Here is a 25,596-nt window from a genome sequence, read left to right on the forward strand (position 1 = left end):
AAAGATAAATTCAGCTCTATTCTACGTCTTAATTCTCATTCATGCATTTCTATTCTCTATTAGTCATTTCATTCAACCCTTTCATTTTGTCAAGTTATTAGCCTTATTAACTTATAAAACCCTTTTACATTATTAATCTCAAAAACTTATTTATAATAATTATAAAATTATATTGATTTTTTATTTATAGATGATATTATAATATACATATGCTAAAGAACTAAATTATGAGGTGATTTTTATATGTCAAATAATCGATTAACAACTAGCTGGGGAGCACCAGTTGGGGACAACCAAAATTCTATTACTGCTGGACATCGTGGGCCAACATTAATACAAGATGTACATTTACTTGAAAAATTAGCTCATTTTAATAGAGAACGTGTACCGGAGCGTGTTGTTCATGCTAAAGGGGCTGGAGCTCATGGTTATTTTGAGGTTACAAATGACTTAACAAAATACACAAAAGCTAACTTCCTATCTGAAGTAGGCAAAAGAACACCAATGTTCATTCGTTTTTCAACAGTTGCTGGGGAACTAGGTTCTGCTGATACTGTTCGTGATCCACGTGGATTTGCAGTGAAATTTTATACAGAAGACGGAAATTATGACATCGTTGGTAACAATACACCTGTATTCTTTATCCGTGATGCAATTAAATTCCCTGATTTCATCCATACACAAAAAAGAGATCCAAAAACACACTTAAAAAACCCAACAGCTGTATGGGATTTCTGGTCTCACTCACCTGAATCTCTACACCAAGTATCCATTCTTATGTCAGATCGTGGTATTCCTGCAACACTTCGTCATATGCACGGATTCGGAAGCCATACCTTTAAATGGGTGAACGAAGATGGAGAAGGCGTATGGGTTAAATATCATTTCAAAACAGAACAAGGGGTTAAAAACCTTGATGTAAATCTAGCTGCTAAGCTTGCTGGGGAAAATCCTGATTATCATACAGAAGATTTATTTAATGCGATTGAAAAAGGAGATTTTCCTGCTTGGACACTTTATGTTCAAATCATGCCATTAGAGGATGCAGATACGTACCGTTTTGATCCATTCGATGTAACAAAAGTATGGTCACAAAAAGATTATCCTTTAATTGAAGTAGGTCGTATGGTACTTAATCGTAATCCAGAAAACTACTTTGCAGAAGTGGAGCAAGCTACTTTCTCTCCTGGAACATTAGTACCTGGTGTAGAAGTATCTCCTGATAAAATGCTACAAGGTCGTTTATTTGCTTATAGTGATGCACATCGTTACCGTGTTGGTGCAAACCATAATGCACTTCCAATTAACCGTCCTCGCAATGAAGTAAATAACTATCAACGCGATGGCCAAATGCGCTTTGATGGCAATGGTGGCGGTTCTGTTTATTACGAGCCAAATAGCTTTAGCGGTCCAAAAGAAACACCTGAAAACAAAACAACTCCATTTGCAGTATCTGGAGTAGCAGAAAGTGTTGCATATGATCATAACGATCATTACACACAAGCAGGAGATCTTTATCGCTTATTGTCTACAGAAGAACGTGAAAGATTAGTGGCAAACATTGTTGGCGCAATGAAACCAGTAGAATTAGAAGAAATCAAACTTCGTCAAATCGGTCACTTCTACAAAGCAGACCCTGAATACGGCACAAAAGTTGCTGAAGGTTTAGGCTTAAGTGTACCAGAGACAGTAAAATAATAACATCTTGTTGAAAACCCCTCTATCTTGGAGGGTTTTTTCTTTATTTAAAGTCACTAATGCTTTAAGACTCTTGATTTGTTAGTAAATTACCCTTTTTGGTAGAACTTCAAACTAATTTTATGACGATCTTGAACAGATACTTGCGGCTTTTTCTGCTTTACTTGCGACTTTCCTCCTTTACTTGCGACTCTCCCTCCTTTACTTGCGACTCTCCTTCCTTTACTTGCAACTTCCCTTCCTTTACTTGCAACTTCCCTCCCTTTACTTGCGACTCTCCTCCTTTTACTTGCAACTCCGCCTCTTAATTTTCTCGCCCGCTCCATATCTCAATTATTTGAAAAATCAACCAGAAACCGATACTCTTAGGATAGTAAAAACTATTCTAACGAGGTGAAATAATGGAATTATCAATCAATTCGACAAAAATACTTAGTAATGGAGTAGAAATTCCTTATTTGGGTTTTGGTGTTTTTTTAGTGAATGATCCAAAAGAATGTGAACAAAGTGTCCTTGCAGCTATTAAAAATGGCTATCGTTCTATTGATACGGCAACAAGATATGAAAACGAGGAATTTGTAGGAAATGCTATAAAAGCTGCTGATGTACCTCGTGAGGAATTATTCATTACGACAAAGGTTTGGGTAACGGACTTCGGCTATGAAGAAACGAAGAAAGCATTTCATGAATCCCTAAAAAAATTACAGCTTGATTATTTAGATTTATATCTTATTCATTGGGCTGCACCTGGTTACGAGGAAACATGGCGAGCGCTTGAGGATCTTTACGAAGAAGGACTAGTTCGTGCTATTGGTGTATGTAACTTCCAAATTCACCATTTTGAGAAATTGGCTGAAACAGCAAGAATAACACCAATGTTAAACCAAGTAGAAACACATCCGCTTTTCCAACAAGTTGAATTAAGAAATTATATGGCACAGCATAATATCGCACATGAAGCATGGGCTCCACTTGGACAAGGTAAAAATGGATTATTTGAATTACCAGTTTTAGCGGAGATTGCAAAAAAGCATAATAAAACAGTTGCTCAAGTTATTTTACGCTGGCATTTAGAACGAGATACGATTATTATTCCTAAATCTGTACATGAGCATCGTATTATTGAAAATGCTGATTTATTTGACTTTACACTCGATGCAGATGATATTAAAACGATTACTTCCTTAGATACTAATCAACGAAGCTTCGGTAATCCAGATGATATCGAACGTTTTAAAGCAATGCAGGAAGCAGCAAAGTAATTTTCAAAGTTTCTATCAACGATAAAAGCATACCAAATCATCCATTGGTATGCTTTTATTTTTCTCAAAAACCCCTATCCAATCAACTACTGTTTCTTATTAGTAGAAGCCCATTGGTTATCAGTTGCTGTCTTATTCTGTTTTTTACTTGTAACTTCTGTATTGGCAGTTGCCCATTGGTTATTCACTTCAGATTTTTTCTGTTTCGCCATGTTCGTAACCTCCCACTAGTAGTATCAACGTACAATTCTAGTATGAGATAAAGTGGCTAAGATTATGAACACAACAGAAAATCTTTTCCTAAAGTGAAACTTTCAACAGCGGGGCCACACAGATAGTAAGTTAAGACAATCAGACCCTTCTTCCTCGAATTCTCATTAAAAAAGATAAAAGTCTTCCTGTCCGTTAATTATGGAAAAAACTAAACTTTAAAGCTTCAAACGCTGCAAGCGAAGAGCATTTAATACAACCGATATGGAGCTAAATGCCATAGCAGCACCAGCAAGCCAAGGTGCTAACAAACCTATTGCTGCAATAGGTATTCCAAGGGTATTGTAGCCGAATGCCCAGAATAAATTTTGCTTAATGTTAATCATTGTCTTTCTGCTTATTAAAATGCTATCCCCAATTGCCTGTAAATCTCCTCTGATTAGAGTAATATCGGCTGCTTCCATAGCAATATCTGTACCAGTTCCGATTGCCATTCCTATATCCGCGAGGGCAAGAGCAGGTGCATCATTTATTCCATCCCCAACCATAGCTACTTTTTTACCTTGTTGTTGTAGCTTTTTAACAGCCTCTGCCTTTCCATTAGGTAATACCTCTGCAATGATATGTTCAATACCAGCTTGTCTTCCTATTGCTTCCGCAGTTTGCTGGTTGTCTCCAGTGATCATGATGACATCCAGATTCATCTGTTTCAATCGTTTAATTGCCGCTTTTGATGTTTCTTTAATCGTATCTGCCACAGCTAAAAGACCTGCATATTTCCCATTAATACTTATAAGCATGGCGGTTTTCCCTTGGGATTCAAGCTCTTTCATTTTAGGAAGAACTTTTCCAACATTGATACGGTAACGATCCATCAATCGTCGAGTTCCGACTAATATATCGTTTCCATCCACGTTTGCTCGTATTCCATAGCCAGGAATTGCTTCGAATTCAGTTGAATCATGAAGTACAATCCCTCGACCAGTTATGCCTTTGACAATCGCTTCAGCAAGAGGATGCTCCGATTTGCTTTCTGCTGCCCCAACTAAGGATAGCAATTCTGCTTCTTTCCATTCTGTTACTACGTCGGTTAATACAGGCTTTCCATTTGTGACCGTTCCAGTTTTATCTAATAAAATGGTATCAATTTTATGTGTCATTTCAAGGTGTTCTCCACCTTTAAATAAAATCCCATATTCTGCCGCTCTACCTGATCCAGCCATAATAGAGGTCGGAGTAGCTAAACCAAGTGCACAAGGACAAGCAATAACCAATACCGCAATTAGCTTCTCGAGACTTTCTGCAAAATCACCAGGTGTCATGATGAAATACCAGAAAAGGAACGTAATAAGTGCAAGACTTACTACAATTGGAACAAAAATACCTGAAATATGATCTGCCAAGCGTTGTATTGGTGCCTTAGATCCTTGTGCTTCTTCCACTACTTTAATAATTTGCGCAAGTGCTGTCTCTCTGCCGACCTTTGTTGCCCTCATTTTTAAGAAACCATTTTTATTAATGGTTGCGCCAATTACTGAATCTCCCACTTGCTTATCGACTGGTATGCTTTCACCAGTAAGCATCGATTCATCTATCGCTGACTGTCCTTCGATGATTTCTCCATCAACAGGGATTTTATCTCCAGGCTTAATAAGTAGTGTTTCTCCTACTAAAACTTCTTCAAGAGGAATTTCCTTCTGTTCTCCATCTCGAAATACAATAGCAGTTTTCGCTTGAAGTCCCATAAGTTTTTTTATCGCTTCCGAGGATCGTCCCTTTGCTTTCGTTTCAAATAATTTACCAAGAATAATTAACGTAATTAGAATGGCGCTTGTTTCAAAATATAGACCAACAGGATGACCAAGATGTCCTAAAGTCTGGAAGGAAAGATAAACACTATAAAAATAAGCGGCGGAAGTTCCTAATGCAACAAGAACATCCATATTGGCACTCTTATTTTTTAATGCTTTGTATGCTCCTACATAAAACTGCTTCCCTACAAAAAATTGTATCGGTGTTGCCAGAGCCATTTGTACCCACGGATTCATGAATATCTTTGGTACATAGAGAAAGGCAGTAAATGTAAAGTGACCAACCATCGCCCATAATAGAGGAAGAGATAAAACCATGGAAAAAATAAATTTCCGTTTTTGTCTTTGATATTCTGCTTCCTTTTTATTTAGGCTTGCTTGCTTAGACTCCTTCTTCGTTGCCCCGTAACCAAGCTTATTTATTTTTTCAATTAATTCATCTGTAGCAACACTTGCTGGATTGTATTCAATTGTTGCATTTTCTAATGCAAGATTAACAGTTGCCTTATTAACGCCAGACATCTTATTTAACCCTTTTTCTATCCTTGTAGCACAGGCTGCACATGTCATTCCTGAAATATCTAATTCCAGTTTTTCTGTGATTATTCCATAGCCTAATCCTTCCACTTTATCTTTAATTTCATTTGTTGAAAGTTGCTCTTCTCTATACTTAACGGTTGCCTTTTCAAGCGCCAAATTGACTGTTGCCTGCTCTACACCTTGCATCTTATTTAACCCTTTTTCAATACGAGTGGCACAAGCTGCACATGTCATTCCCGTAATCTCAAAAGTTTGTTCCTTTATTTTGCCCTTACTCTTCATAATACTTTGTTCGGCCATATCGCAAAACTCCTTATACCTATATAGGGTATATATGATTGAAAATAAAAATGTGCTGAAACCGCACATTTTTAATATTGTATTACTTTACATCATAACCCTGCTCGTCAATTGCTTCTTTAATTGTTTCAAGTGCAACTTCGCTAGCATTGTATGCTACATCTACTAATCCTTCTTTCAGGTTTACTTTCACAGCGGAAACGCCTGCAAGCTCCCCTACACTTCCTTCTACCGCATTTACACAATGATTACAAGACATTCCTTCTACTTTTAACGTTACATTTTCCATTTTGAACACTCCTTATTTTTTCATTAATTTTTGAATGGTTGTTAATACCTCGTCAACAACCTCCATGTCTCCCTCTTGGATACGTTCCACTACACAGTTTTTCAAATGGCCTTCTAACAATATCTTGGCAACGCTATTTAAAGCAGATTGTGTTGCAGAAATTTGTGTAATAACATCATCGCAATACGTATCTTTTTCTATTAAGCCTTTTATCCCTCTAATTTGGCCTTCAATACGATTTAACCTGGTGACTAAATTCTGTTTTACTTTATCTGAATGATGACTTCTTCGGTCACTTGTAACATGGCAGCTTTCTATTTCAAGCTCGTTATTGTCCAATAAAATTCCCCCTGTGTTCTTTCTCATATTTATATTATACCCCCGTATGGTATAAATGTAAAATGAAATGATTTGACAATTTTGTGAATCATTCATTAAACTCACTCTTTTCCACTAATATAACCGAAATATGATATATTATTGCTATGAAAAATATTACTCAAATTCCTCGTCTATCATTAAGAGAACAAATATATGACCGGTTACGATCAGCAATCATTCATCTTGAATTGAAGCCTGGTGAGAGAATTAACGATAAAGCATTGGCTGAACAATTTGGAGTAAGCAGGACACCTGTACGAGAAGCTCTCAAAAAATTGGAGGATGAAGGCTTAATTGTAACTTCTCCAGGTTCTGAAACAATTGTTAGCCTAATTGAAGTAGACCAAGCAATGCATGCCTTTACTGTAGTAGCCGCTCTCCATGGATTAGCAGCGAAATTAGCTTTCTCCACTTTGACTGCCGATCATACCGAACAAATGACTACAATAAATAGCAAATTTGCTGAAGCTCTAAAAGCAGAGGATAAGTATCGAGCAATTCAATTGGATGATCAATTTCATAGGATTATTTTAGAAGCAGCTCAGAATCCAGAAATAACGCTAGCCTTAGATCGCCTTCTTCCAAAAATTAGACGACTTGAGTTAGTAAAATTTAATGCCTTCGATGGACAAAAGTCCATTAAACAACATCAGGAAATTATTACGTGTATATCTAATGGGAACAAGAGCCAGCTTCCAACATTGATTGAAAATAATTGGCTAAGCTTAGCTGAATATTTAACTGAAAAGTAACATGATTCACTCTTACATTAAGCGAGGAGATTCCCCTACTGCCCGTTAGTTGAACCATTCGGACCTATACGGGCAGTTAATCTCCCACCTATCTTCATCGGATTCTCCTAAAGCATGCAGGTGAGTGCCTTACTCTCCGTTAAGAGTAGGATAAATCTTTTTTAATAATTGAAGCAATTGATATTCTTCTTCACCTGTCAAATTACTAGTAATTTCTTCATTTAGCCTTTCTAAGACTTCTTGTATATTCGGAAAAATAGTATGTGCTTTTGCTGTTGGATATAAATTATTTGAACGCCGATCATTGTTATCTGTTTGTCTCTCAATATATCCGACGCTTTCTAAATGCTTTACCGCTCTGGCAGTTGTTGCTTTATCAAACTTTAATAGAGAGGAAAGTTCATCTTGATTAACCCCTGGCTTGGCAATAATCGTTTTTAAAAAAGCGTGCTGCCCACCATTTCCTATTTCGAATGGTTTCAATTCCTTCGAAAGGAATTTTTGGTTCTGCCTATGAATCATCGAAATAATCCTTCCAATTGGCATTTCATTCATATTGGTTCCCCCTCGGATAGTTTCACTTAGGAAAGTGAAGACTAATTTCACTGATTGTAGCATACAAAAAAATAGTTGCGTACGCAACTAACTTATTTTAAAATGAAGCAATAATAGCTTGCCTAAGCAACTAAATAAAAGAGGTGATTATTTGCAACCTTCCATAAAAGAAATCAACAACGATGTTCATCAACGTAGATGGCTCATTTTTACCGTATTAAATATATTTACCTTTATGGGAACCCTTGATGCTAGTATTGTAAATATTGCTCTCCCGACTATTTCAAAACAGTTAGGTCTTGCCTTTGCCAGTTCCCAATGGATTGTTATTAGTTATTTACTTACAATCTGTACCGTTATTCTTTTCTTCGGAAAATTAGGGGACATGTTTGGAAAAATTAACGTCTTTAAGTGGGGATCGATTCTATTTATTATTGGCTCATTCCTTTGTGGACTAAGTAATACACTGTCCTTTTTAGTCATATCAAGGATTATCCAAGCAATTGGCGCGGCAATGACAATGGCAAACAGTCAAGGAATTGTGACGGAAATTTTCCCTGTAAAAGAGAGAGGAAAAGCTTTAGGGTTAATTGGAACGTTTGTCTCCTTAGGGAGTATTACAGGACCAAGCTTAGGAGGCATTATAATCTCGAGCTTAGGTTGGGAATATATCTTTTGGATAAACATACCAATTGGTTTTATTGCTATTGCTTTAGCGTGGAAGATACTGCCTAAAGATGTAACAATAACAAAGACAAAGATAGATGTAGCAGGAAGCTTATTATTCAGTTTTTCCATTATTCTATTTATCGGCGGTTTATTACTTGGTCAACAATATGGATATGCAAACTGGTTCATCATCGCTTCTATTATAATCGGGGTTCTTACATTCATCAGTTTTATCATTGTGGAATATCGAAAAGAAAGTCCAATGTTAGAACTCTCTATCTTTAAGAATCCGCTTTTTTCCATCAGTATTTTTTGTGCGTTTATTGTCTTTATCGCTAATTTTTGTTTTAATATCCTATCTCCTTTTTACACACAGGATATTCTAGGGTTATCAGCATTACATTCGGGTTATATTCTTATGCTCTTTCCCATTACGATGGCGATTGTTGCTCCTATTAGTGGTTCATTATCCGATAAAATAAGCGGACAGGCTATTACTTTTGTAGGACTATTAGTAATGATTGTAGCACAAATTGGCTTAACCTTCCTTCATGAAGGAAGCACACTGATAAGTCTTGCATTATGGATTATTATGCTTGGAGCAAGCACTGGTCTCTTCCAATCCCCTAATAATTCGTTAATTATGTCGACTGTGGAACGGAAACAACTAGGAATTGCCGGCAGCATTAATTCGCTTGTTCGTAATTTAGGAATGGTTGTCGGAATTTCCCTTGCAACAAGTATATTATTTTCTGTTATGAGTATAAAAGCAGGCTATCGAGTAACTGCCCTTATTCCTGGTAGACCTGATATTTTTCTTAGTGGGATGCATGTTGTATTTCTCGTTTCGAGCAGTCTTTGTTTTGTTGGCCTGCTTCTTACAGGTTGGAGATATATGACTTCTCGTAAAGTAGAATCGAAAAAAGTTCGGAATGCTTCTTAATTTTGTGATTATTAAAAAAATCTCCTTGATTGAAAGACACTCAAGGAGATTTTTTATTTAGCTAACTTTCAGAAGTCATCCCGGTATATATCAAAATAGCATCCCGCAAAAAGGCAGTTGCGCCAACTTGGACTTTATCATAATAAGAAGTAAAACGATTATCAGCAACATACATTTCTGCAAGGCCTGCATGTGCTTCCATTGTATATTCAGGCCATGTAAAAGAAAGCCATTGCTTGTGCAAATCCGCTGCTTTTTGCCCAGCATGACCAGCAGGATTCCCTTCCTTTAATGCTTCTTGCAAGGTAGAAAATAGTGTTTTCTCCACTTCAACCATGCTTCGATAATCATTTTCTGACATATTCATCAGTTTAGCATTGGATTGTTCAATAATCTCTTCTCCATACTTTTCTCTTATTTCTTTTCCATACTTCGTCTCGTTATCTTCTATCATTTTCTTTTTAAAACCAGCAAATTTTTCTTTATCAGACATCGTCCTTCTCCCTTCTATTGTTTCCATCGTTTTTTCTACATTCGCAATTAACTGATGTAGCTGTTCTTTTTTAGCCAGGAGTTTTTCGTGATGTTCCTTTAATGCTTCTTTGACGTCAAAAGAAGGGGAAGCCATCATTTTCTTAATAGTATCTAATGGTACATCTAGCTCCCGGTAAAACAGAATTTGCTGTAATCGATCCACCTCATTCTGTCCATAGATACGATATCCTGATGAATTGATTCTCGCCGGCTTGAGAATGCCTATTTCATCATAATATCGCAATGTTCTTGTACTTACTCCCGCTAACTTCCCTAATGCATGTACGGTGTATTCCATCTGTTCACCTCCTGACTCTTCCATCGTAAACGTTGACGCAACGTAAATGTAAATAGTTTTTCTATCTAATTTTTTTATCCTTATATTAACGCTGTTCTGTATATGTAATTTTCCCGAGAAAAAACATTATCAAAAAAGCAGCCATCACAAAGAATTCGCCCTTGTGACAACTGCTCAATTTTTCATTTTTTTGAAATAAATACTCATCCTCTTAACGTTTTAAATTTACGCTTGTAACCTCAAATTTATCATATCGGTGACGGGAAAAGGAATATTCAAATGGCATCCCATTATTCAAATATCCGACATGCTCTACTTCAAGGATTGGATCATCTAATGCACAGGCAAGATGTTCATGATCTAGCTCAGTAGATTTACATGCTCTTATTTTTCGATGAGATCCAGCAATCGTTAATCCTAATGTTTTTGTAATATGTTCATAAATGGATCCAAATAAAACATCATCATTTAGTCCTGTAATAATTGTTGTTGGCATATAAGTAATTTCTAAAACATATGGTTCTTCTTTCACTGATCTTAATCTTATTAAATAATACACAGGTGTTTTCACATCTATTGCTAAATGTGCCGCAACCTCTTCTGATGGAAAATGAACTTCGAATTTAATGATTTTACTCTCTATCTTCTCGCCCTCTAATAGCTTTGACAATCCCATAATTTCATTTGACAAAACATTTACTCGGCTGTCGTGTAGAGCAGATTGAACAATGAAGGTGCCATGCCCTCTTTTTCGATAAAGAAGCCCTTCCATCACTAGTTTATCTAATGCCCTTTTCATGGTCATCCTACTGCAGGAAAACTCTTTAGACAAGGAAATCTCATCAGGTATCGGATGATCCAATGGATAAAAGTTTTCCTTAATTCGACGCTTAACTTCTATTGCTATCGCTTCATACTTATTCATAAACGAGCCACCTTAATTAGAAAAAATAATTCTATAAAATATGTTTGCCATATCCTTTAATCTTTAACGAATAGATAACGATATTTTAATTATAATCATTTAGATTTAAAAGTCTATACTTTAAAAACTCATGCTTGATATGTCTATTTATAGTATAGTACATTTCTTTACCATTCGTACATTTTTTTGTAAAACGCTTTCAAATTAGCGTTGATAATAGAGAGCTATAGCTATAAAGTGGATAAAAGCAGAAAGAGATAGCCTATTTATAGACCATCTCTTTCTACTTTGTATATATTACAGACAATTATTTCTTCGGAACTTCACAGCCTTCATCCGTACATACTACACCTTGAGCATCTGTTCCAGACAAATCTTGAAATTTAGGAGCTGGGTGTTCTTCCTGCCAAACTTGTTCGAGAACACGTTTAAAGGTTTCAGTAGGTTGTGCTCCAGAAACAGAATATTTTTGATTAATAACAAAGAATGGAACTCCTGTTACGCCAATTTGACTAGCAAGTGCTTCGTCAATTCTGACATCATTTGCAAAGCTAGTAGCATCAGCTAATACTTTTTGTTGCTCTGCTTCTCCCAGCCCTACTGATTTTCCGATTTCCACCAATACCTGAGAATCACTTATTAGTTTTCCTTCTGTGAAATAAGCCTGCAATAATTTCTCTGTTAGCTCTTTTTCTTTTCCAACCGTTTTCGCATATTTTGTTAACCGATGTGCATCAAATGTATTCGTTGGTTTCATATTATCAAAATCATAGCTTAAGCCTGTGCTTGCAGCTTGATTCCCAACATTTTCATTTGCATTTTTCGCTTCCTCGATACTCATTCTATATTTACCAGCAAGTACTTCATGGATACTTTTTCCTGAATAAGCTTCCGCATTAGGATCTAATTCAAAGCTCTTAAATTCAACCTCAACTTGGTCTTTGAAGGGAAATTGTTCTAACGCAATCTCTAAACGACGTTTACCAATATAGCAAAATGGGCAAACAAAGTCTGACCATACTTCAATTTTCATTTTTCCACCTTCTTTATAGTGATGCTATCATCCTATCACAATAGCAGGAATTTTACTGAGATTTTGCTCGATGTCGGTATCATTTAAGCCCAATAGAAAAACTCCTGTTACAGGAGCCTTTCTCAAAACATTCTTATTTAAAAACCTTTACACGATCTTCTAGCGGCTTAAATTCTTTTTCTCCTGGTTCTGCTGTCGGCTTACCAAATGGCATTTGTGCAATAAGCTTCCAAGTAGGAGGGATATTCCATTCCGCTTGCACTGCTTCATCAATAAGCGGGTTATAATGCTGTAAAGAAGCACCATATCCCACTTCTTCTAATGCAGTCCAAATGACGAATTGATGCATCGCATTCGTTTGATTTGCCCAAACTGGGAAATTATCTGCATAAAGCGCAAACTGCTTTTGGAGTCCTTCTACGACCTCTTGATCTTCAAAAAACAAAATCGTTCCATATCCTGCTTGAAAGGAATTTATTTTCTCTTTTGTTGAGGAAAAATTCTCAGCGGGAACAATTTTCTCCAATTCCTTTGCTGTCATATTCCAAAGTTTATCATGCTGTTCATTTAATAAAACAACAACTCTTGTACTTTGAGAATTGAAAGAGGATGGTGTATGCAGCACTGCTTCATTCACTATTTCTTGAATTTTTTCATCAGACACTACCTGTTCTTTGCTTATACCATAATAAGAACGACGATTTTTTATCGCTTCTAAAAATGCACTCATTTTTCTCCTCCAATTGAAAAAATTTTACTTATTTATATTACCCATTTGACGAATTCTTAAAATATTTTTTCTGAAAAAATCCCACAAAAAAGAGTAAAGCTATTTTAGCTTTACTCAGATTGTAGAAAAACCCCCTATTTGTAGTGACCCCTAAAAGTTAGAGCTTATATTAAGCAGCTAATTGGCTGGTATGAATTCGGTATTGAACCGGACTCATTCCAGCCAATTTTTGCTTTATGCGTTTATTGTTATAATAAATGATATATTCTTCTATTCTCTTTTTTAATTCCTCAAATGAGCAGCGTGCCTTCCCGTAGTACATTTCCTGTTTTAATAATCCAAAAAAGTTCTCCATAGGTGAATTGTCCAAGCAGTTTCCCTTTCGCGACATACTCTGGAACACCCTATGTTTCTTTAGGGTTTTAATCCAACTATTATGTTGATAATGCCAACCTTGATCAGAATGAATTGTCGTTCTGTATTTTGATTCTTTTACAATCTCTAAAGCTTCCTCGAGTGGCTTGAGGGCCAATTCTAAAGTTGGACGCATACTTATCCCATACGAAATAACTTCCCTATTGAACATATCCATAATTGGATTTAAATACAGTTTTCTACCATCTAAGCACTTGAATTCGGTGATATCTGTTGTTAATTTTTGATAGCACACATTTGTGTAAAAACGACGATTGATACGATTCTTGGCAATCGTACCAATCGTTCCTTTGTAAGAACTGTACTTTCGTGATTTTCTACTAAACTTATTACATTTGAGTCCAAGTTTATTCATAATGCGTTGAATCTTCTTGTGGTTCACTATTAAACCACGTTGTTTTAAGCTCAATTGGATACGACGGTACCCGTAATTGCCATCATGTTCCTCAAATAATGATTGAATACATTCTTCTAGTTCCTGATCCGGATTCTCCTTTTTCATCATACTTACATGATAATGATAGGTGGATTCAGGAATTCCGACTCTTTGTAGAACATCTTTTAGTCTGAACTTTTCTTTAAGTTCGAATGATAACGCTGTTTGTGCTTTTCGAGATAGTCTTCCGGATTCATCTGAAAAGCTCGTAACTTTTTTAAGTATGCCACCTCTAGACGAAGAAGCTCATTTTCTCGCTCTAATTTTTGTTCGTAGGACTCGTCTGCGTCTTCTATCGTTTTTTTATTTTTATTCTTGGCCTTATCAGACATAGGTGGCCGTCCTTTCGGTTTTTCAAGAGACTCAGCACCTTCCTCCAAAAAAGCTTTCTTCCACGCAGTAATCATTGGAGGATTGGTTAGCCCAAACTCAAGGGCAGTTTCCGTAACTGAAAATCCTGTTCTTTTCATAAAGCTTAATACATTCAGCTTGAATTGAACAGAATAAGTTTTATTCTGTTTTTTCCTCGTTAACCCTTCCATTCCGAATTTCTCGTAATTTTTCACCCAATTAATAATCTGCTTATGAGACTTAATATCATGTTTTTTAGCTAAAAGTTTATAACCAAGTTTACCTTCTTGATATTCTTTCACTATCATAAACTTAAATTTTTCATTATATTTAGACATAATTAAACACCCCAAAAGTTAGATTCTTAACTCTAACTTTTGGGGTGCGGTACAATTTTAAAAGTCTGACTTTGAAAAAGGGGGTTTTTGATTATTTAATTGTTTTTGTCCACAACATATAGTTTTTAACGCATTATCAACACACTATATATTGTATAGTGAAATTATAAAAAAAGCTGTCGAGACTTTCTCGACAGCCTGAGTAAAGCTATTTTAGCTTTACTCTATGTACTATATTACCCACGAATAGTTTTTAATGCAGTAGACCAAGCTACTACTTGATCAAGCATTGCATTCATATTCTCTAGATGAAGAGAAGATGGTTTAAATGTTGTGAAGTTCTCAAAATCAGTAAATAAAGAAAGTGTTGGATGAACTCGAACGTCAGCAATTTGCAATTCGCCTAAAATTCCTCTTAGATGCTCTGCCGCGCGAGCTCCACCTGTTGAGCCATAGCTTACAATACCTGCTGCTTTATTATTCCAAGCTTCTCTTGCAGAATCTAAAGCATTTTTTAAAGCGCCAGTAATACTATGATTGTACTCGGCAGCAACAAACACGAAGCCATCAAGACTAGCTAGCTTTTCATTCCAAGCTGCAACATTTTCTTGCCCTTCAGCTGCACCTAAAAATGGTAAGTTAAACGCTGCAATATCAACGATTTCATATTCAGCATCTCCACGCTTGTCAGCAATTTCTTTCACCCATGCTCCAACTTGTGGACTTACTCTTCCTTGACGTGTACTACCTAAGATAATTCCAATTTTCATGATTTTAACCTCCATATTTTCAAAAAATTTTTATTACTTTTTATCCTAATACTGAGATTATTTAATTGCAAATAATACGACTTACTTATTATTAAAAAGTTATTAAAAGTAAGCTACTAATATTTTTCGTAAAATGATAGGAAGGTTCCTAACATAATTCCTTAACAATTTCTCCTAAATTCGTAATACCTTTGACGATATTTTCCTCAGACATATACGAATAATTAATTCGACAATGATTTTTCTCTTGCATGCATGGAAAGAAGCTTTCTCCAGGAACATATGCCACTTTAGCTATTGGTAGACTTTGCTCCTGCATTAAGATTCTCGTATCAATATGTTCTGGAAAAGTAATCCATGTAAATAATCCGCCTTGTGGATTTGTATAGGTTATACTTTTTGGAAAGGTTTCACGTAAGGTTTGAAACATCACCTCTTTTTTATATTTATATGTATCACGTATATGAGCAATATGTTTATCCAAATCATACATATCCATAAATCGGTTCACTGCATACATATTTAAAGTGGAATTTTGCGTATCGGAAGCCATCTTTAATAAGCTTAATTTCTCAGCTAATACACTATCAGCAATTAACCAGCCAAGACGTAATCCTGGGCTAAGAATTTTCGAAAAGCTTCCAATATGAATAACTCTTCCTTCTGTATCAAAACTTTTTATAGCAGGTAGATCTTCTCCCTCATATCGTATTTCTCGATACGGGCTATCCTCCACTATCACAACATTATACTTATTCGCTAATTCCACTAATGCCTTTCTTCTCTCCAGGCTCATTGTGACTCCTGTAGGATTCTGAAATTCAGGAACCGTATATATAAGCTTCGCATTGGGATGCTTCTGTAAGACAGCCTCAAGTTCGTCCATTCGCATACCATTTTCATCCATTGATACGCCTATGTATTCTGGTTCATATGGATTAAATGCAGCAAGCGCTCCTAAAAAAGTTGGATTCTCCGTTATAATGACATCTCCATGATCAATAAAAGCTTTGGCAGCTAGATCTAATCCTTGCTGTCCACCTTGAATAATAAACAGATTATCCACATCACAGCTTATTCCTATTTTCTGCACTCGATTCACTAGCTTTTCCCTTAATGCCATTAATCCTTCTGTCCCTGTATATTGCAGTGCCAATTTCCCCTCTTCCTGTAAAACCTGATCATATACTTTTCTTAGCTTTTCAATCGGAAAAATCTCTGGATCTGGATAACCACCGCCAAATGAAATGATAGATGGATCTGCGCCTAGTTTTAGTAATTCTCTAATAGCTGATGGTTTTACTCGTTCTATTCGATTGGCAAATTTGTAGTTCATTATGCTATTTCCTCCTTATTTCTTTTCCCCTTCTACCTATCCGAAGCAGAATTTTCAGTATATTCATTCATTATAGATTATCTTTCATGCTTTTGTATAAAGATTTTATTTTTGGGATGGATATTTGTTTTGACACTTACCAAGAACGGAAAAGGAGCAACAGAAATTTACTGGTGATTCAACTTAGTAAAAAACCCAGTACATGTTAGATTTGGTGTCTAACATGTACTGGGCAATTCAAAAAGAAATGGCTTTTAAATTAAAACGATTTAAATGGTTGAAGGGATTTCCCTTTTTATCTGCTTTTCCATATCAACTGTTTTCACTAGCTTACCATTTGGATTATCTGCCTCTTCCTCTTTTGTTATAACAAAGCCGACGTTTTTATATAATTGAATATTCTTTGGTACATTAGCTCTAACCTTGCATTCCACTTTCTGTTTACCATTTAGTAACGCATATTCTTCCATCCAGGCTAGCATTTCTTTAGCTATGCCTTTTCCCCTTGCTGAAGGAGTGACAGAAAGTCTGGAAAAATAAAGAGATTTTTCTTTTAACTGCAGACGGGCAGAAGCAAGGGGAATGTCATCTAATCGATAGAGGATTGCTTGCTCTGTCCCATTTTTAAGTGCGGTTATTAATTTGTCTATTGGTTCATTCAATGCACTTGAAGGTACCTCGATATATCGATAATCTTCAAAAGCTTCGAGCATTAGCTTATGTACAAGTGGAGCATCCTCCTCCGTCACTAGACTGATTTCAAGCTTTCTTTTATTCTTTTTACCTATTAATATATCTTTTAATTGACTAATACTTTCCACAATAAATGTTGCATTTGCTTTGCTTAACTCATCAAACGAACCATATCCATATGTGACCCCTATAGAGTCAATTCCTACATTATTTGCTCCGATAATATCATGTTCACGATCGCCTATCATAATAAAATCACTAATCTGATACGATGGATATAATGCTAATATGTATTGAATGATTTCCGTTTTTGATGTTCTTGTCCCATCAATATTACTGCCAACGATATGGGCAAAATAGTGATCGATTCGAAAATATTTTAAAATTTCTTCTGCAAAAACAGTTGGCTTTGAAGTCGCAACAATCAAGATGCTGCCTTCTTCCTTCAGCAAGTCAAGCAATGTAGTGAAGGTTGAATATAATTCATTTTCAAACATGCCTTTCTGCTTAAACCTCTCTCTATATAAGGCAATTGCTTGATTTGTCATTTCTTGATTAAAGCCATAATATTTCGGAAATGATTCTTGTAGTGGCGGGCCAATAAATCTTTCCAACCTAGCTAAATCAAGTTCTTCTTTCCCAAGCTTCTGTAAAGCATACTGTACAGATTTCGTTATTCCTACTTTCGGATCGGAAATCGTCCCATCTAAATCAAATAATACTACTTTATAGTCACTCATTTCTCCACCCCTTTGCATTTGACAAAAATCAAAATTGTCAGTCATCCCACTCTTTTGCCTCATTATAACGAATCGTAAAGTTTGCCTCAATAGGAAAATCTGAATACTCCTCCAAAAAAGTTGTTCTAAAAAATTATTCCGCCTTAACCACTTGGAATAGTCGATTATTTAAGATATAATAAAAGAAGGAAGACTCCAATTAACCTATAAATTTAGAACTCTTTCCTTAATATACTGAATTAGGAGGAAAAACAATGGTTTATTATGATAAAACGAAATCCATTAAAAATATTCTGATTCAAAAAATTGTTTGTAATAGTGGCTTATCCGCTGACATGTTAGAAAATCTATCTATAGCAGAGTTAAATGAAAAACTAACGAAAGACTACCCAAATGCACACCCTCATACTGGATGTGGTTCTCTCAAGTGGAAAAATGTTCGCTAACGCTTAACTTTTTCTGCTTTTTCTTTTTTTGTCCTTTCTTATTAGCCTAATCCTTTTCCTTACCCTACCATTAGCAATTGATGATTTTAGTTATCTTCCTCTTAATAATCTACTATAATAGGATTATTAAAAATAAATGAGGTGCTTAATTGGAACATAAAAAGAGGCTGTTTTTTGAAGGGAAAGAGAAATTACATGTTTTATTTTTCTATACCGGCATGAGAAACTACATGGAAGAAGTAATTCACTTTATCCATGCTGGGATTGAAGCAGGAGAATATGTTATTCTGGTTGAGAATGAACGAAATTTCAACAGGATTTATGAACATTTAAAACCTAAAATTACTTCTGCACAAATGAAACAGCTACATTATGTTAATAGTTTGGATTTTTATTTCTCCAGTGGAGGGTATCATCCGCCGGCAATCACAGAATACTTTAATAAAACTGTTCAGCCCTATATAGATAATAATATCTCCTTTCGATCATGGGCACATGTGGAATGGGCAACGATGGAGGAACCCTACCATTTAATTGGAGAGTTTGAAAGAATTGTAGATACTGCAGTCAACCAGATTTCCTTTCCATTAATCTGTGCGTATGGAGAACTGAAAATGCCTCATATTTTAACAGCACTTTTATTAGAAACCCACCCTTACATTTTGAAAGAGGATAAACTTATTTTATCTAAAACATACATACCTAATACACCTTTTAGTTCAAATAATGGCATGGTGTAATAGTAGTTGAATGTTTGTGATTGAAATATCATTTACATAGCTTTTCGGGAGATAGCGAATAGCTATTTCCTCGTTTTTACTTCCTTGATCGCTATTCATTGACGCTTTACCTCCTCATTATTTTTTATTCCCATAAATTTAATATTTACCTTTCAAATCAGCAATACTCCTATTCTTTCTTCACCTATTGCTTTTTAGCATTGGCTATTTCTTCCGCTTAATCCTTTATCCTACTAATATACTAAAATATTTTATTGACAATTACTTTTTTTGTATGGTAAATTCTATTTATCGTTTTATCACTCTAACATATTATCGAACTAAAGGATTTTGATAATAATAAGAAATAATCGAAACATTTATTTGTAGAAATATACATTTCAATTTTCATAAAGGTGGCTTTATACAACATGAAACGTTTAGCAATGAATTTACTTATCTTAGCATCTGTAATTTTCGTTTTTGCAGCTTGTTCGAACAATTCCTCAAATAAAAAGGATGATACTTTAGTAATTGGTATTGATGATAAATTTGCTCCAATGGGTTTTAGAGATGAGAATAATGAAATCGTTGGTTTTGATATCGATTATGCTAAAGCAGCTGCTGAAAAAATGAATATGTCAGTAGAATTCCAACCGATTGATTGGAAAACGAAGGAATCCGAATTAAGCAGTGGTCGAATTGACCTAATTTGGAATGGATATACGATTACGGATGAACGGAAAGAAAAAGTTCTTTTCACAAAGCCTTATTTAAAAAATGCACAAGTAGTCGTAACCTTAACTGATTCAAATATAACGAAATTAGATGAATTAGAAGGAAAGGTTGTTGGTCTTCAATCTCTTTCTTCTGCATCCGATGCATTAAATGGTAGTCCTATTAAATCAAAGATTAAAGAAGTTACCGAGTTTTCCGATAATGTTTTAGCATTAAGTGATTTAAAATCTGGTCGCTTAGATGCGGTCGTTATTGACGAAATTGTTATTGATTATTATATGACGAAAGAACAGGATACCTTTAAAGTGCTGGATGAATCACTGGCTCCAGAAGAATATGGAATTGGTGTTAAAAAAGGAAATGAAGCTTTATTAGAGAAGCTCCAAACAGCGCTTGATGAGATGAATGAAGATGGAACAGCTGGTAAAGTTTCGGAAAAATGGTTTGGAGAAAATAAAGTATTAAAGTAAACTCGCAAATGAATCGTAAACAAAACAGGATTTCTTTACGAAACCCTGTTTTGTTTTGTTGGAGGAATAGAAATGTCGTTTGATTATATTATGTCCATACTGAAACCGATGTTAGAAGGAGCGCAATCAACCGTCCTTTTATTTATTATCGCTATTGTGTTGTCCATTCCACTAGGTTTTCTTTTAACCCTTGCTATAAGGTCCAGTATCAAGCCAGTTGCTTGGCTGGCAAGCTGTTATGTTTATATTATGCGTGGTACTCCACTATTGCTTCAATTATTGTTTATCTGTTTTGGTTTGCCGATGATTCCAGGAATCGGAGAATATTTGGTGTTAGATCGTTTTGTCGCTGCCGCTCTAGGTTTTATTTTGAATTATGCCGCTTATTTTGCCGAAATATTCCGTGGAGGCCTACTTGCTATTGATAAAGGCCAGTTTGAAGCCTCTCAAGTTCTTGGCTTAAATAAGTGGCAAACAACAACACGTGTTGTGTTACCACAAATGTTTCGCATCGCCCTTCCTGCTGTGGCAAACGAATCGGTTACATTAGTGAAGGATACAGCCCTACTCTACGCTGTTGCTGTCCCAGAATTACTCCATTTTGCACAAACTGCCGTAAACCGTGATTTTACAATTGTGCCATTTTTCATTGCGGGAATAATTTATTTAATCATGACACTCCTATTAACAGCACTATTTAAATGGCTAGAGCATAGATTTAAATTTGAATAAGAAGGACGGATTTTTATGGCAATTATTGAAATAGAAAATATCAAGAAATCATACGACAAGGTCGATGTATTAAAGCAGATTACCTTTGAAGTCAACAACAATGATGTGGTTGCAGTTATTGGTCCATCTGGTTCTGGAAAGAGTACGATGCTTCGTTGTCTTGTCGATTTAGAAAAAATAGATGGTGGTAGTATTCGTGTTTGCGGGGAAGAGTTAGTGAAAGACGGAATCTATTCACAGCCCCAAAAAATTAAACAGATTACAACAAAGATGGGGATGGTTTTTCAGCATTTCAATCTTTTTCCGCATCTTACCGTCAAAGAAAATATTGAGCTTGCACCGAAATTAGTCAAGAAAGAATCAGCCGCTACCATTCATGACAGAAGCATGAAGATACTGGAGAAAATCGGACTTTCCAATTTCATAAACGTTTATCCAGCTAAATTATCAGGTGGACAAAAACAGCGGGTTGCCATTGCTCGGGCATTAATGATGGAACCTGAAATTTTGCTGTTTGATGAACCAACATCTGCACTAGACCCTGAATTGACTGGTGAAGTGTTAGAAGTGATGAAAGACTTAGCAGAAGAAAAAATGACGATGATAGTCGTTACCCATGAAATGGGATTTGCCAAGGAAGTTGCAAACAAAGTCATCTTCATGGACAATGGGGTAATTGAAGAGTCGGGTTCTCCAAATAGTCTCTTTACAAATCCACAATCTGCGCGTACGAAAGCTTTTTTGAGTCGGAATTTGAAGTAAAACTACCAATCAGTAGGGATTTTCCATCCTTACTGATTGATAGTTTCACTGTATTTTGTTGTATTATTTATTCCATTTCCATCCTTCCTAAACGAAAAGCTCTTATCGCTTTTTCCCCTGCATTGGCCGTTAATTCTCTAACATTATCCATCGCATCTTGCAATGTCATCGGTTTATTTACAATGTCTATGACTAAATCAATTCCATTTTTATAAACATTCTCTAGCTGATTCCCTTCACTTCCTACAATAGCAACAACTGGTAAATGATACATTTTAGCAATTTTAGCAACCCCTAAAGGTGCTTTACCATTCACTGATTGGTTATCCATTCTTCCTTCTCCAGTGATGACTAAATCTGCATCTTTTATATGATCATCTAATTTAATATAGGACAATATTCTTTCTGTTCCTGAATAAATCTTAGCATCACAAAATGCCATTAAACCTGCTCCTAAACCTCCCGCAGCTCCTGAACCTTGTCTATTTACTAAATTAATTTGAAATTCCGTTTCGAGCTTATTTCCAAATTTCCTCAATAAATTATCTAATGTTTCAAGGTCTTCTTGTGTTGCTCCCTTTTGAGGCCCATAAATATAGGAAGCACCATTTTCTCCACATAGCGGGTTTGTAACATCTGATAGCACCGTGATTTTCGTTGACTGAAGACGAGGATCGATTTTAGTAATATCAATCACAGATAATTTTTCAAGGGATTCAGCTCCATAGCCAATCTCTTTTCCATTCTTATCTTTCAATGATACGCCTAAAGCCTGCGCCATCCCCGCTCCACCGTCATTTGTTGCACTTCCTCCAATACCAATCACTACTTCATCTACTCCATAATCTAGTGCTGCTGTAATTAGTTCTCCTGTACCGAAAGTTGTTGTTTTAAATGGGTTTCTTTCTTCATCCTTAATGAGTGTTAATCCCGATGCTTCTGCCATCTCAATAATCGCAACTCTTTCATTAATAATGCCAAATTTCGCTTTTACTTTTTGCCCTAAAGGACCTGTTACCTCTTTCGTCACATAATTACCTTTTGTTGCAGTAACAATTGCATCAACCGTTCCTTCTCCACCGTCCGCCAGAGGAATTTTAAGAACAATGGCATCAGGCTGTACTCTTCTAATTCCTATTTCGATATAATCTGAAATTTCAAAAGTAGATGCACTACCTTTAAATGAGTCAGCTGCCACAACAATTTTCAACGTACCACCCCATTCTCGTAAAATCCCCAAATAGCACTTTCTTTTATCTATTTCTATTAATGATAAATAACTAGTTTTGTTTTCGAATACATTATTTCTAGATGAAACATCGCTATTCCTTCCTGTTTGTTGGATGGAAGTTTATGTTTTTTTTTGCTAGGTTTCAAGAGTAGTTTCGTAACTTAACTAGAGAATGATTATAAATTCCTGTCTGCATTTACAAAAAAGAGAATTAAAGAGTATATTCCTTCTCTCTCTAATTCTCCTACTATGAAAAATCAGTAAATTATTTTCTTCTTAACCGAATGACATTCCAAGACATTTTTGGTAATACAAGTACTAATTTACCATCTTCCATATAAGATTCCTTAGAGGCAACAGGTTTTACTGCTTCATGTTGAAGGGTGTTAATTGCCTTAGGATCTTCGTTTGCAAGAACAATATGCTCCTCAATGGAATAGCCCTCAAATGACCTAATATCCACATCGACATTTAATTGGTTGTCTAAGCTTCTATTCACAGCAAAAATAACAAGTTCCTCTTTCTCCTCACTATAGACAATGGATTGATCTAAGTATGGTACATCCGTAAAATCCTTTGAATCATATTTTGGTGAATCTACGATAGCTTGGATTGCAGTCCCACGACCATATACAGATGTATAATAGTATGGATAGAAAATGGTCTGTTTCCAAGAGCCGCCACCTGTTTCTGTCATTATTGGTGCAATGACATTTACTAATTGGGCAAGACAAGCTATTTTAACTCTATCTGAGTGATTTATTAAAGAATTTAGCAAACTACCAACAAGCAATGCGTCTTCAAAATTATAAACGTCCTCTAAAAGTGGAGGTGCCACACTCCAAGGTTCTATTTGTTTATCTTGATCATTAGAGTGGAACCATACATTCCATTCATCAAAGCTTAAATGCAGTTTTTTCTTGCTTCTCTTCTTCGCCTTAATATAATCACAGGTTGCAATAACGGTTTTGATAAAATCGTCCATATCTAATGATTTTGCTAAGAAATTGGCAGTATCATTATCACGATTACCATAATAGGTATGTAGTGACACATAATCTACATAATCATATGTCTGATCCAATGATACTGCTTCCCACTCTGGGAATGTCGGCATAGCTGTATTGGAGCTACCACAACTTACGAGTTCGATTCGTGGATCCACAATTTTCATCGCCTTCGCTGTTTCTGCAGCTAGTCTTCCATATTCATAGGCGGTTTTATGTCCAATTTGCCATGGCCCATCCATTTCGTTACCTAAGCACCAAACTTTAATATTATGCGGGTCCTTGTATCCATGTTGTTTTCTTAGATCACTCCAATATGTACCTCCTGGAAGATTACAATATTCCAAAAGGTTACGAGCTGCATCAATTCCCCGTGTTCCAAGGTTTACAGCCATCATTACTTCAGAATTCACTTGTTTTGCCCATTCAAAAAATTCATTCGTACCTACTTCATTTGTTTCGATGGAATTCCATGCTAGTTCCAATTTCTTTGGACGTTTCTCCTTTGGTCCTACTCCATCTTCCCAATTATAAGCAGATACCATATTTCCTCCTGGATAACGAACGATAGGAACTTGTAGTTGCCTCACTAACTCCATCACATCTTGTCTAAATCCATTACTATCCGCTGATGGATGACCTGGATCATAGATGCCTCCATACACAGCACGCCCTAAATGCTCTATAAATGAACCATAAATACGGGAATCAATTTCCGATATTTTAAAAGATTTATCGATTACCATTTTTGCAGTTTTGATATTTTCAGTCATATTTCTCTCATTCCTTTTCCAATGTATTTTGATTTGCATAATCGAATTTTTTTAGAAAAAATTCGATTAAAAAACTCCTTATTCGATTACCAAACTATTAGCGACTCTTTTAAGATAAATACGGCTGTTAATAAACGCTATAAGCGCGACTCCTATTAAGGCTAATGGAATCAACATTTGACAGAAGTAAATAATCAAGTAGGCTATTACCACCATCAAGATGCTCATTGGTAAATGTTTAATCGATAAAAAGAGGGAGATTCGTAATAGCTCTAAAACCGTCCCATCAAATGTTCCTAAAACTGGAAAGACAGTAACTAAAAACAATGCAAATAGAAAAACTAGAAAGATATAAAAATAGTAAATGGTAAGGGAGGTATTGGCTGCAATTTCAAAATAAAAATTACGAGAAGATAGCAATAACATACCAAAACCGACAACGATAAGACCAACCATCATATTTCTAACAAATTTCGTCTTGAATGATTGGTAAAATTCAGTGAAAACATTCATTTCTTTCCCATTGATAAGAGAAAACATACAACGATGGAGCGCAACAGTAGAAGGACCAATTGTTATTAATGGTAGACTAAACAGTATCCACAGGAAATTTAAAACAATAATGTAATAGAGTTTTCCCATCCGTTCCCAAAATGGAGAATCATATCTTATTTTCATCGTTCACCCCA

The 25,596-nt window shown here is 35.7% G+C and carries 27 protein-coding genes; 9 read left to right on the forward strand and 18 right to left on the reverse strand.

The genetic code is table 11. From position 1 onward, the window contains the following. Positions 1 to 243: 243 nt before the first annotated feature. Positions 244 to 1,698: a catalase KatA gene (katA, locus tag NYE52_RS17355; RefSeq protein ID WP_312092582.1), complete on the forward strand. Its 1,455-nt coding sequence runs from the start codon at positions 244 to 246 to the stop codon at positions 1,696 to 1,698. 160 nt (positions 1,699 to 1,858) lie between these two features. On the opposite strand, the gene NYE52_RS17360 is transcribed toward katA, so the two are convergent. Then, positions 1,859 to 1,993: a hypothetical protein gene (locus NYE52_RS17360; RefSeq protein ID WP_341194198.1), complete on the reverse strand. Its 135-nt coding sequence runs from the start codon at positions 1,991 to 1,993 to the stop codon at positions 1,859 to 1,861. Between the two features lie 106 nt (positions 1,994 to 2,099). On the opposite strand from NYE52_RS17360, the gene NYE52_RS17365 reads away from it, so the two are divergent. Beyond that, positions 2,100 to 2,960 carry an aldo/keto reductase gene (locus tag NYE52_RS17365; RefSeq protein ID WP_341194199.1) on the forward strand — a complete coding sequence of 287 codons (861 nt, stop codon included), beginning with the start codon at positions 2,100 to 2,102 and terminating at the stop codon, positions 2,958 to 2,960. 86 nt (positions 2,961 to 3,046) lie between these two features. Here the strand turns inward: NYE52_RS17365 and NYE52_RS17370 are convergent, their stop codons facing one another. The 4 genes from NYE52_RS17370 to NYE52_RS17385 all read right to left on the reverse strand — a co-directional run bounded on the left by NYE52_RS17370 (position 3,047) and on the right by NYE52_RS17385 (position 6,476). After that, positions 3,047 to 3,172, reverse strand: coding sequence for a hypothetical protein (locus NYE52_RS17370; protein WP_268817797.1), 126 nt, complete (start codon positions 3,170 to 3,172; stop codon positions 3,047 to 3,049). Positions 3,173 to 3,388: 216 nt separating this feature from the next. Then, positions 3,389 to 5,821, reverse strand: coding sequence for a heavy metal translocating P-type ATPase (locus NYE52_RS17375; RefSeq protein ID WP_341194200.1), 2,433 nt, complete (start codon positions 5,819 to 5,821; stop codon positions 3,389 to 3,391). An 82-nt stretch (positions 5,822 to 5,903) separates the two neighbouring features. Next, positions 5,904 to 6,110, reverse strand: a complete 207-nt coding sequence (gene copZ / locus NYE52_RS17380; protein WP_341194201.1) for a copper chaperone CopZ — start codon at positions 6,108 to 6,110, stop codon at positions 5,904 to 5,906. Positions 6,111 to 6,122: 12 nt separating this feature from the next. Further along, positions 6,123 to 6,476, reverse strand: coding sequence for a metal-sensitive transcriptional regulator (locus NYE52_RS17385; RefSeq protein ID WP_445669121.1), 354 nt, complete (start codon positions 6,474 to 6,476; stop codon positions 6,123 to 6,125). 119 nt (positions 6,477 to 6,595) lie between these two features. Between NYE52_RS17385 and NYE52_RS17390 the strand changes: the two genes are divergently transcribed. Further along, entirely contained in the window at positions 6,596 to 7,243 is a 648-nt protein-coding gene (locus NYE52_RS17390; RefSeq protein WP_341194202.1) for a GntR family transcriptional regulator, read from the forward strand. A gap of 129 nt (positions 7,244 to 7,372) precedes the next feature. Here the strand turns inward: NYE52_RS17390 and NYE52_RS17395 are convergent, their stop codons facing one another. Continuing rightward, a complete protein-coding gene (locus NYE52_RS17395) occupies positions 7,373 to 7,798 on the reverse strand; it encodes a MarR family winged helix-turn-helix transcriptional regulator (protein ID WP_341194203.1) in 426 nt (141 codons plus the stop codon). A 151-nt stretch (positions 7,799 to 7,949) separates the two neighbouring features. Here NYE52_RS17395 and NYE52_RS17400 point away from each other — a divergent pair, with 151 nt between their 5' ends. Then, on the forward strand, positions 7,950 to 9,410 hold the full coding sequence (locus NYE52_RS17400; protein WP_341194204.1) for an MFS transporter: 1,461 nt from the start codon (positions 7,950 to 7,952) through the stop codon (positions 9,408 to 9,410). Positions 9,411 to 9,471: 61 nt separating this feature from the next. On the opposite strand, the gene NYE52_RS17405 is transcribed toward NYE52_RS17400, so the two are convergent. From NYE52_RS17405 to NYE52_RS17445, 9 genes are all read right to left on the reverse strand, one after another. Continuing rightward, positions 9,472 to 10,242, reverse strand: coding sequence for a MerR family transcriptional regulator (locus NYE52_RS17405; RefSeq protein WP_341194205.1), 771 nt, complete (start codon positions 10,240 to 10,242; stop codon positions 9,472 to 9,474). 211 nt (positions 10,243 to 10,453) lie between these two features. Next, the gene (locus NYE52_RS17410; protein ID WP_341194206.1) at positions 10,454 to 11,167 is read right to left on the reverse strand and encodes a GntR family transcriptional regulator; all 714 of its coding nucleotides are present in this window, start codon (positions 11,165 to 11,167) and stop codon (positions 10,454 to 10,456) included. A 307-nt stretch (positions 11,168 to 11,474) separates the two neighbouring features. Beyond that, on the reverse strand, positions 11,475 to 12,200 hold the full coding sequence (locus tag NYE52_RS17415) for a DsbA family oxidoreductase (RefSeq protein WP_341194207.1): 726 nt from the start codon (positions 12,198 to 12,200) through the stop codon (positions 11,475 to 11,477). A gap of 133 nt (positions 12,201 to 12,333) precedes the next feature. Next, entirely contained in the window at positions 12,334 to 12,930 is a 597-nt protein-coding gene (locus tag NYE52_RS17420; RefSeq protein WP_341194208.1) for a nitroreductase family protein, read from the reverse strand. Positions 12,931 to 13,099: 169 nt separating this feature from the next. Next, positions 13,100 to 14,026 carry an IS3 family transposase gene (locus NYE52_RS17425; RefSeq protein WP_341195221.1) on the reverse strand — a complete coding sequence of 309 codons (927 nt, stop codon included), beginning with the start codon at positions 14,024 to 14,026 and terminating at the stop codon, positions 13,100 to 13,102. Continuing rightward, positions 13,927 to 14,490, reverse strand: coding sequence for a helix-turn-helix domain-containing protein (locus NYE52_RS17430; RefSeq protein ID WP_341194209.1), 564 nt, complete (start codon positions 14,488 to 14,490; stop codon positions 13,927 to 13,929). The genes NYE52_RS17425 and NYE52_RS17430 overlap by 100 nt, the downstream gene beginning before the upstream one ends. Before the next feature lie 236 nt (positions 14,491 to 14,726). After that, positions 14,727 to 15,260, reverse strand: a complete 534-nt coding sequence (locus NYE52_RS17435; RefSeq protein WP_341194210.1) for an NADPH-dependent FMN reductase — start codon at positions 15,258 to 15,260, stop codon at positions 14,727 to 14,729. A 148-nt stretch (positions 15,261 to 15,408) separates the two neighbouring features. Continuing rightward, the gene (locus NYE52_RS17440; protein WP_341194211.1) at positions 15,409 to 16,596 is read right to left on the reverse strand and encodes an aminotransferase-like domain-containing protein; all 1,188 of its coding nucleotides are present in this window, start codon (positions 16,594 to 16,596) and stop codon (positions 15,409 to 15,411) included. 269 nt (positions 16,597 to 16,865) lie between these two features. Then, on the reverse strand, positions 16,866 to 18,029 hold the full coding sequence (locus NYE52_RS17445) for a GNAT family N-acetyltransferase (RefSeq protein ID WP_341194212.1): 1,164 nt from the start codon (positions 18,027 to 18,029) through the stop codon (positions 16,866 to 16,868). A gap of 254 nt (positions 18,030 to 18,283) precedes the next feature. On the opposite strand from NYE52_RS17445, the gene NYE52_RS17450 reads away from it, so the two are divergent. The 5 genes from NYE52_RS17450 to NYE52_RS17470 all read left to right on the forward strand — a co-directional run bounded on the left by NYE52_RS17450 (position 18,284) and on the right by NYE52_RS17470 (position 21,896). Further along, entirely contained in the window at positions 18,284 to 18,475 is a 192-nt protein-coding gene (locus tag NYE52_RS17450) for a hypothetical protein (RefSeq protein ID WP_341194213.1), read from the forward strand. Positions 18,476 to 18,624: 149 nt separating this feature from the next. Next, a complete protein-coding gene (locus tag NYE52_RS17455) occupies positions 18,625 to 19,215 on the forward strand; it encodes an MEDS domain-containing protein (RefSeq protein ID WP_341194214.1) in 591 nt (196 codons plus the stop codon). 410 nt (positions 19,216 to 19,625) lie between these two features. Then, positions 19,626 to 20,402, forward strand: a complete 777-nt coding sequence (locus tag NYE52_RS17460; RefSeq protein ID WP_341194215.1) for an amino acid ABC transporter substrate-binding protein — start codon at positions 19,626 to 19,628, stop codon at positions 20,400 to 20,402. Positions 20,403 to 20,474: 72 nt separating this feature from the next. Further along, complete coding sequence (locus NYE52_RS17465; RefSeq protein ID WP_341194216.1) at positions 20,475 to 21,134, forward strand: amino acid ABC transporter permease; 660 nt, start codon at positions 20,475 to 20,477, stop codon at positions 21,132 to 21,134. A 15-nt stretch (positions 21,135 to 21,149) separates the two neighbouring features. Next, on the forward strand, positions 21,150 to 21,896 hold the full coding sequence (locus NYE52_RS17470) for an amino acid ABC transporter ATP-binding protein (protein WP_341194217.1): 747 nt from the start codon (positions 21,150 to 21,152) through the stop codon (positions 21,894 to 21,896). Between the two features lie 67 nt (positions 21,897 to 21,963). Here the strand turns inward: NYE52_RS17470 and NYE52_RS17475 are convergent, their stop codons facing one another. From NYE52_RS17475 to NYE52_RS17485, 3 genes are all read right to left on the reverse strand, one after another. Then, the gene (locus tag NYE52_RS17475) at positions 21,964 to 23,106 is read right to left on the reverse strand and encodes a glycerate kinase (protein WP_341194218.1); all 1,143 of its coding nucleotides are present in this window, start codon (positions 23,104 to 23,106) and stop codon (positions 21,964 to 21,966) included. Between the two features lie 286 nt (positions 23,107 to 23,392). Then, positions 23,393 to 24,907, reverse strand: a complete 1,515-nt coding sequence (arfA, locus tag NYE52_RS17480; protein ID WP_341194219.1) for an arabinosylfuranosidase ArfA — start codon at positions 24,905 to 24,907, stop codon at positions 23,393 to 23,395. Positions 24,908 to 24,985: 78 nt separating this feature from the next. Next, positions 24,986 to 25,585, reverse strand: a complete 600-nt coding sequence (locus NYE52_RS17485; RefSeq protein WP_341194220.1) for a YesL family protein — start codon at positions 25,583 to 25,585, stop codon at positions 24,986 to 24,988. Positions 25,586 to 25,596: the final 11 nt, after the last annotated feature.

The organism is Niallia sp. FSL W8-0635 (genome assembly GCF_038007965.1).
Classification (GTDB): domain Bacteria; phylum Bacillota; class Bacilli; order Bacillales; family Cytobacillaceae; genus Niallia.